The sequence below is a fragment of the Oribacterium sp. WCC10 genome (assembly GCF_900113415.1).
Lineage (GTDB): Bacteria > Bacillota > Clostridia > Lachnospirales > Lachnospiraceae > Oribacterium.
Window position 1 is genome coordinate 82,104 of the sequence record NZ_FOPH01000016.1, and the last position, 7,730, is coordinate 89,833.

Consider the following 7,730-nt stretch of genomic DNA (forward strand, 5'->3'; position numbering starts at 1 on the left):
GGGACTGGATAAACGCTGAAGGCATCTAAGCGTGAAGCCACCCTCAAGATGAGATATCCCATCGCAAGAGTAAGACCCCTTGAAGACTACGAGGTAGATAGGGCTAAGCTGTAAGTGCTGTAAAGCATTCAGGTGATAGTTACTAATAGGTCGAGGGTTTGACCAATGTGGTTTGGTTGCTGGATAACAGATGGATTACTGAGAATAAGTTATTTGCATTCGGTACGCAGTTTTCAAGGCACGATAAAAATATTGTGGCCCGGTGGCTCAGTCGGTTAGAGCGCCGCCCTGTCACGGCGGAGGTCGTCGGTTCGATTCCGTCCCGGGTCGTTGTAAGAGATAAGGTTAGTTCCTTATCTCTTTTTTGGTATATTTATAGTTGGTTAATTATTATCATGGCTAAGATAATTCAAAAATTAGACATAATTATTTACTATAATATATATAGGGTTTCAAAGCATTCCATTTATAGTGAGTATTCTCGAAAGAGATTAAAAGTAAGTGATTACTCTGGGTATTATTCACATAATCGAAGTGGAAGTATAAGCGATTTGCAAATTAAGACGTTAGAAAGTGGAATTGGAAAGACTTAAAAACTAAGTATAAACGTAAATTTGGTAGAGGCTTTAGCTTAGGGTGGATTTATTAATATAATGAAGAAATCAAGAATGGACTAAAGGATGGAAAGTATATACGGAAATCATTTGCGTGAACTTGAATCCGTAATGGAATATCTTATTGATGAAATTAATACGGTGCGGGAGTTTATGAAGCAGGAAGCCGGTATGGATCCGGTGGAGCATGTTATTTATCGTATAAAAACCGAAGAAAGTATGCGTGAGAAGTGTCGGAGAAAGGGATTGCCGGAAACTGAAGAATCAGCACTAAAGGTAATTCATGATGCCGTCGGGATAAGAGTAGTCTGTGCATTTATTAAAGATGTTTATGCGATAAGAAATCATCTGGTAAATTTATCAAACTGTAGGGTGGTCGAAGAAAAAGACTATATAAAACAGGCTAAGCCTAACGGATATAGGAGTTATCATCTTATTTTACTTGTGGATGAAAAAATCTACGCCGAAATTCAGTTAAGAACCATTTCACAGGATACCTGGGCAGCGCTGGAACATCACATACACTATAAGAAAGTAACTACTGAGATGGATAAATTGATCATTTCAGAGTTGAAAAGATGTGCAGATGAACTGGCATCAACGGATTTATCGATGCAAACCATTAGAGACATGATACGAAAATCTATAGCAGATGAATGAGAATAATTGCATTTTCGATGCTGTTTGAGTGATAGCCCATTATTGATTTTCGCGGCATCATGATGTCAGAAATTCAACGAAAGAAATCAAGATAACGGATGAGATAAGTAGGGGAAAGAAATTGAAGATACTGTTAGCAGAAGATACAAGTGATTTAAATAGAGTTCTGACGGTAGCACTGGAGCATGAGGGATTTCAGGTCGATTCGTGCTTTGATGGTGAACAGGCATTGAATAATGGACTGAAAAACGGATATGATGGCATAGTTTTGGATATTATGATGCCTAAAATTGATGGGATTCAGGTTCTAAAGAGTTTTAGACAAAAGAATATTGTAACACCGGTGCTGTTGCTCACGGCGAAATCTGATGTAGATGACAGGGTATTGGGACTGGATGCAGGGGCAGATGATTATCTGACTAAGCCATTTGCAATGAAAGAATTACTTGCAAGGGTCAGGGCCATGACCAGAAGGAAAAAAGAGTACAACTGTGAACAGATGGTATTTGGTGATATTTCATTGGATGGGGAGACATTTGAGCTGAAGGCCGTGAATTCTATACGTTTATCAGTTAAGGAATTTGAACTGTTACAGACATTGATATTAAATTCTGAACAGTTTTTAAATAACGAGTATTTGCTTGCAAATGTTTGGGAAAATGATGAAGATGCAACGGCTCAGACAGTAGGATTGTATATTGAGTACTTAAAGTCAAAGCTGGATTCTATTTCATCAAATGTAGCTATAGAGAATGATATAAACGGGTATAAGCTCAGATACAACAAATAAAACAGGTTTATATTTAAGATCAATTTACTCCTATAAAAGGTATTTAATAAACTGGTGGAAAGGCAATTAGATATTTATCTGTATATCATTTTGTAAGATTCAAAGTACATCGTTAAAAGATGGTGCAAATATAATCTATATCTATATGACAGATATCGGCATCAAAAAAATAACATAAAAAGATGCTGGTCAATTATAGTTTTTTATTTGACAGATAATCAAGTCTCAAAAAGTAGTATTAAAAGAAGAGGTTTGTAATGAATGAGCACAGGATAAAAAAGTTAAGATGGAAGTTTGTGATGATCTCCTTTAGCTCGCTTTTGTTCACTATGCTTCTTATCGCTGGGTTAATATCCGGAACAAACTATTATCTGGCCAGGAAGAATATTAGAAATACTCTGCAATATATCGTGAACAACGGAGGATATCTTCCGGGATCAACAGAAAGAATTGATAAATATAATGACAATAATTCCACATATGATGTTATAAGATTCCTGAATGAGATTTTTGATGTTGAGACATATCAAAATCATGCCAATCCTGAATTCTACTACACGACCAGATATTTTGCGGTTTTATTTGATTCAGATTTGAAAGTATCTAAAGTCATCACAAATCATATTGCGGCGGTGTCGCCTGCGGAGGCAGAAGTGTACGGGGAAACGGCATTGGCATTATCTCAGAAATTCGGCAGATATGGTGACTACTATTATCAGGTAGCTGAACTGTCTACGGGAGAGACAATAGTTGTTTATCTTGACAGCTCAGATATGATACGTGGGATATCCAGAATTTTATATCTGGCGATGTGCTTGATTCTGTTAGGCATTGTTGTGGCTGCGATTATAACGGGCATTTTTTCTAAATGGGCAATTGTTCCTGAGATACAGAACATGGAATTGCAAAAAAGATTTCTGACCAATGCAAGTCATGAACTGAAAACACCGCTTGCTTTTATAAGAGCCAATAATGAGATGATGGAGATGCTTAATGGCGAGAGCGAGTGGACCAGTTCTACCATGCGGCAGGTAGACAGATTAAACGGACTGATTCAAAACTTGGTTATGATTGCACGGGCGGACGAAAATGCTGATTTGGTTACTGCAGAGGAATGTGATGTGACAAAGTCAGTTGAAGAAACTGTTAAGACATTTATGGCACTGGCGGAAACAGATGGGAAAAAACTTGAGAAGAAAATACATAGAGACATAAAGATGTATGCATCCGACGGGCAGATACGACAGCTTTGTTCTTTATTAATTGATAATGCAATTAAATATTGTGATCCTGACGGAACGATTGTGGTGTCATTATCGCAAAAGGGCAAGGGCATACAGCTTGTTGTTTCAAATAATTATAAGGACGGCATAAATATCGACTATAAAAGATTTTTTGAGCGTTTCTACAGAGAGGATCAGTCGCATAATACAGACCGGGGCGGTTATGGTATAGGACTTTCAATAGCCGAGAGTATCGTGGAACAGTATAAAGGAACCATTAATGCTTACTGGAAGAATGACATTATTTCCTTTGTCTGTATTTTAAAACCGCTAAAGCGATGAGGGAAATTTGTATCTGGTATATTGAATGATAAGTATCTGATACAATGCACTTATGGCGATTATTATGTATCAGATATTATATTTTGGTGATTGAGCAACTCTATACATGTCAGAGAATTATATTAATAGTTAGTGCGTTGTAAATAATGACGTGAGTGTCAAAAGTATTTGCCACTCACTGTTGATGCGCAGCACGCACACATTCGTGTGCAATGTGCTGCTGAACACTCATAACTCACGTCCTTTTGCTATGCAAAACGACTACGTTATTCGTGTTCGGGCGGGTCATAAAGTCTCAAATCAACGTGCAAGCACGTGATTTGGTACTTTTGACCCTTGCATCAAATAATGTAATCGGAAAAAATACAATACTTTAATAGAAATGATTAAGAAGTGATGTTATCATCAAAAAATGACCTTTTCGGAGGGATATAATAGCGAAAATTCAGAAGCCAATCAGATTTACAATTGTATGTCAGATATACGGCTAAGTATAGCGCTGATAAATGAGGAGGTATTATGCCGATAGGTGTACTTGTTAATGCATTTTCTATTTTTGTTGGAGGATTGATCGGAAACGTAGTTGGGTCGAAGCTGTCTTCGAAAGTGATTGAGAGTATGAACACGGTCTTTGGCGCCTGTGCCATGAGTATGGGAATAAGTTCAATAGTGTTAATGTCTAATCTTCCTGCGGTTATGCTTTCGGTTATAGTTGGTACAGCGGTGGGGCTTGCCATTCATCTTGGAGATAAGATAACTGCAGGCGGCCTTTGTATGGAAAAAGGGATTTCAAAGATATTTCCGGGTAAGAAGGAAAATGAGGAAGAATATAAAAAGCAGCTTGTTACAGCTATAGTTCTTTTCTGTGCCAGTGGTACCGGAATTTATGGAAGTATAGTATCCGGGATGACAGGTGACCACAGTATCTTACTTGCAAAATCTATCATGGACATAGCAACCGCGTTAATATTTGCGTGCAGTCTTGGTATCGTGACAAGTTTTATCGCCATTCCACAACTTATCATTTTTTTGTTACTGTTTGTGTTTGCAAATATCATCTACCCTTTCTGTAGTGATTCGATGATAAATGATTTTAAGGCATGCGGAGGTGTACTGCTTATCGCGACGGGATTCAGAATGATCAGGGTAAAGGATTTTCCTGTTGCTGACATGATTCCGGCTATGGTTTTGGCGATGCCTGTTAGTTTTCTTTGGACTACATATATTTTGCCGCTTGTTTCTTAATAGTATAAGACTTTTATAGTTTAGTGGAATATTCCATGCTATTCGGATTTCGACTTTAGGTTTCGGTTTTATAAACAGTATATATACAAAAAGACCTGCACGGATTTTGTCCGGCAGGTCTTTTTGTGAACACTAAGTTTTGTTGAGTCTATTATTTCAGGAGATTTCCATAGATACACGCTTATGGTCAGGAGGACGTGTACTACGGAGTACGCATCAATTAGTTGTAACTAACTGATGTATACAATTTATACTATATTCCAGGATAAGTCAAGAGAAAATTTAAAAAAATACTACTTTTTTAGTAGGAATTGTAATAGTTAATTCGACAAAAGATTCCTCCGGCTCTAACTTACTCACGTCACATCTGAACTATTATAGGCATTAAACTATTCTAAGGAGACACTGATTATATCAATGATTCCTCTGAGCCTCCGGCGTCAGGGTACGGATTTTCAAAGGAATCCGGTGTTTCGCATCGAAAATCCGGTCGGGAAAACGCTTTAATCAGCGTTTCCCTATGTATAGAATTAAAAACATTATGAAGTACTTGAAATAATACATAAAGAAGATAAAATCTTTTTAGTAAAATGCTGATAAATTAATCTCAAATATTAAAAAGTAAAAAGGAGACTACGTCATGGAAGGCGCATCAACTCAGGTAGAGTCGCAAAGTAAGGGCAGGGAGGCTGCAGAAAGCGGCAATCAACAGGAGAACATTGAAAATCAGGAATCAGTACGGGAACCCAGGTCGTTTAAGGCATTGCTGAAGGCTTTGTTTATGCCAAAGTTCAGATCGCGTATTATCAGAACGGTAATCGCTTGTTTTGTAACTGCAATAATCTACAGATATTTTCTGGGAGACCGTAATCCTTGTTTTGCGTGTATTGGTGCGGTTTATGGAATGGGAAGTCAGTTTCAGGAAGGCTTCCATAATGGCTTTAACCGTTTCGTAGGAACCTTTATCGGAGGACTGGTGGTTATCCCTTCATATTGGCTGTATCTGTATGATCCGTTTGGGATTCCGCAGGAAATATACCTTTGTTTAGGTGTATTCTTCGTAATGTATATAAACTTTATTCTTGGTGCCAACAATGCTATTCAGCCCGGTACGGTGGTTTATTTCGTTGTATTGTTTACACAGCCGGAATCGGGTTATGTTGACTATACGATAGCAAGAATCATTGACACCGGAGTAGGTGTATTTATCAGCCTCGTACTTACGATGCTTCGTCCGACAATGATTGATCGTGAAAAGGGCGTTGAGCTTCTCACTTTTGTTGAGGCTATTACTGAAAGCTTCAAAGCATGGTGTTACGCAAACAAGTGCGGATCACTTCCACAGCTTGATGCTGAGGGAAGAGCAGCGAAAAGAGAAGAACGTAAAGCGAGATATATACAGAGACATAGTGCGTGAGGAATATGGGAGGAACGTGAGTGTTGCGGCAGATTTCGCAGGAATCCGCCATATAGCTCAGGCCCTCTCGAAACGGTTTGGTATCAACTTTTGACACTCACGTCGTATTATTATAAAAACAGAAATCTGATATGTTAACCCCCAAGTAGGACACTGAAATATAAATCCTACCTGGGGGTATTTCTATGCTGTGAGTGGCAAAAACAATTGATACTCACATCATGTCTTTTTAAAGTCTTGTTTTGAGGATAGATGCTATAAGGATAAATTTTTTAAAAACCGCTTAGAGAAACACCCCACCGGATAGTATTAGCTTCCAGTGGGGTGTATTTTAATGCTTAATTTCCTGATGGTTAAAGATGTATATAAGATAATTCTTACTCTTCATCGTCTATAGGATAATCATTCAGTTCTGGAAAATCCAAAAATTCGCTCAATGTCATATTAAAAGTAACCGCGATTTGGTGCAGCGTATGTACCTTCGGATTTTTGCTGGTTCCACGTATGATGTTATCTATTGTTGATTGCTTCAAACCGCTTAGTGTAGCCAACCGATTTATCGTTATACCCTGCTCTTTGCATAACTGCTGGATACGTAAAGCAAACAGTTCATAATACTGCATTGATTCACCTGCATTTCATTAATTTACCTTTGTGCAGTTAGGATTTTAACAGATGACTTATGTCGAAATTACCTTTGCATAGTTGATTAAGGTATGAAAACAAGATATAATAAACTACCTTTGTAAAGGTAAGACTAGCGTATTGTTTTGTCTGCTGTAAATAATGGATAAAACCAATTTACAGGAGGTAAAAAAGCAAATGGCATATTTTGCATATGTCCGAGTTTCGACTAAAGAGCAGAATGTCGATCGGCAACTTGTGGCGTTAAAACCATATAACATCAAAAAGAAAAATATATATTGTGATTATCAGTCAGGAAAAGATTTTGACAGACCGGAGTATCAAAAACTGATAAAGCGTCTAAGGGCAGGGGATTGTTTGATCATTAAGAGCATAGATCGATTGGGCAGAAATTATAATGATATTCTTATAGAGTGGCAGCGGATAACTAAAGAAATAAAAGCAGATATCATCGTCATAGATATGGATCTTTTGGATACAAGGACCAAAAACGGGAGTCTGACCGGTACACTCATAGCGGACATGGTACTGCAAATCATGGCTTACTTTGCTCAGACAGAACGAGAATCAATACATCAGCGGCAAGCTGAAGGTATCGCAGCGGCGAAGGCAAAAGGAAAACATCTAGGCAGAAGGGCAAGCCCGCTTCCGGATGGATTTCGTACAGTCTGTATGAAATGTTTTGATGGAGAACTATCAATACGTGAAGCTGCGACAATTTTGAATATGAGTCACGCAACCTTTTATAGACATTTTGTGACCTGGAAAAAAGAATATTCCGTTTCAGATGGTAG

The 7,730-nt window shown here is 38.0% G+C and carries 7 protein-coding genes and 1 tRNA gene; 7 read left to right on the forward strand and 1 reads right to left on the reverse strand.

Annotated features, from left to right (window positions below; genetic code table 11):
• Positions 1 to 256 precede the first annotated feature (256 nt).
• The 6 genes from BM294_RS11750 (at position 257) to BM294_RS11775 (ending at position 6,291) form a co-directional block, all read left to right on the forward strand.
• A tRNA-Asp gene (locus BM294_RS11750) sits at positions 257 to 330 on the forward strand.
• 374 nt (positions 331 to 704) lie between these two features.
• Entirely contained in the window at positions 705 to 1,274 is a 570-nt protein-coding gene (locus BM294_RS11755) for a GTP pyrophosphokinase (protein WP_242944523.1), read from the forward strand.
• 121 nt (positions 1,275 to 1,395) lie between these two features.
• Entirely contained in the window at positions 1,396 to 2,064 is a 669-nt protein-coding gene (locus BM294_RS11760) for a response regulator transcription factor (RefSeq protein ID WP_091208489.1), read from the forward strand.
• Between the two features lie 257 nt (positions 2,065 to 2,321).
• On the forward strand, positions 2,322 to 3,629 hold the full coding sequence (locus tag BM294_RS11765; RefSeq protein ID WP_091208492.1) for a sensor histidine kinase: 1,308 nt from the start codon (positions 2,322 to 2,324) through the stop codon (positions 3,627 to 3,629).
• A 519-nt stretch (positions 3,630 to 4,148) separates the two neighbouring features.
• Positions 4,149 to 4,874, forward strand: coding sequence for a DUF554 domain-containing protein (locus tag BM294_RS11770; RefSeq protein ID WP_091208495.1), 726 nt, complete (start codon positions 4,149 to 4,151; stop codon positions 4,872 to 4,874).
• A 640-nt stretch (positions 4,875 to 5,514) separates the two neighbouring features.
• A complete protein-coding gene (locus tag BM294_RS11775) occupies positions 5,515 to 6,291 on the forward strand; it encodes an FUSC family protein (protein ID WP_091208497.1) in 777 nt (258 codons plus the stop codon).
• 377 nt (positions 6,292 to 6,668) lie between these two features.
• On the opposite strand, the gene BM294_RS11780 is transcribed toward BM294_RS11775, so the two are convergent.
• Complete coding sequence (locus tag BM294_RS11780) at positions 6,669 to 6,914, reverse strand: helix-turn-helix domain-containing protein (RefSeq protein ID WP_091208499.1); 246 nt, start codon at positions 6,912 to 6,914, stop codon at positions 6,669 to 6,671.
• A 199-nt stretch (positions 6,915 to 7,113) separates the two neighbouring features.
• Here BM294_RS11780 and BM294_RS11785 point away from each other — a divergent pair.
• Positions 7,114 to 7,730, forward strand: a 617-nt coding sequence (locus BM294_RS11785) for a recombinase family protein (protein ID WP_091208501.1), incomplete at its 3' end; no start/stop codon positions are given.